We start from the raw sequence: 1069 nt of genomic DNA, 5'->3' as shown, positions 1-1069 counted from the left end.
TCACTTTGCTTGCTTACTATGGTTTGACAAATGGTAGAGGCGTTACTAAAAGATATACCAGTAGGATATGCCTTTTGTTGACTATCCATATCACTTAAGCAGGAGCGCGAATATGGTTGATCAGATCCTTTTCTACGAGCCCGATGAGCCGCACGGCTTCCTCTCCAACTTCTGTCATGCCCCCGTCGAAATATCTTCCCAATCTTGGCCCACCAGCGAACACTACTATCAAGCTCAGAAATTTGTTGATGCCCAACTGCAAACCAAAATTCAGAAAGCCCAATCGCCGGATGAAGCGTTCGCGTTAAGCCGTCAGTACGAGCATCTCGTTCGCAGCGATTGGGACAACATGAAGCTCTCAGTTATGGCGTTCATTGTGCGAGAAAAATTCCTCCAAAACCCGAAACTTGCTCAGAAACTGATGCGCACGGGCAATGCTTGCCTTACCGAGCATTCGCACAAGGACGCATTTTGGGGAGATGGGGGAGACGGTAAAGGTTTGAACCACCTAGGAGAAATTCTGATGAACGTACGCGCAGAACTGCGACATGTCGAGCCTTACAATTTGGTTAAGTTCATCGACAAAGCCAAGCTGCCAACTCAGTGGGGCACATTCATGATGCACGGCTTCATCGAGACGGCTACAGGGAAGGAGCATCTCGCGCTGGTGTATGGCGACCCGACGTCTCAGCCTGCGCCATTGATTCGGCTCCATTCTGAATGTCTCACTGGAGACGCACTATTTAGCACACGCTGCGATTGCGGTTTTCAGTTAAATCGTGCGTTGCAAAACATCGTCGAAGAGGGCTGCGGCGTGCTGCTCTATTTGCGTCAGGAGGGACGTGGCATCGGTTTAATCAACAAAATTCGCGCCTATCACTTGCAGGATGATGGTGCGGATACCGTTGAGGCGAATGAGCGTTTAGGGTTTGCTGCTGATATGCGAGACTATGCGTTTTGCAAAGGGATGTTAGAGCATTTAGGGATTGACGAAGTGCGTCTGATGACCAACAACCCCCGTAAGCTTGCGGCTTTGAAGATCGCGAACGCAAACGTCGTTGCGCGTGTC

General features: G+C 50.0%; 1 protein-coding gene. It reads left to right on the top strand.

What is annotated here, in order from left to right; translation table 11 throughout:
* Window positions 1-112: 112 nt before the first annotated feature.
* Window positions 113-1069: GTP cyclohydrolase II (gene ribA / locus R8269_RS26030; RefSeq protein ID WP_318223017.1), on the top strand; the 957-nt coding region annotated here is incomplete at its 3' end.

This window comes from Vibrio sp. Vb0667 (genome assembly GCF_033391095.1).
The sequence above is the reverse complement of the archived record's forward strand: the minus strand, read 5'-3'. Positions and strand labels throughout refer to the sequence as shown.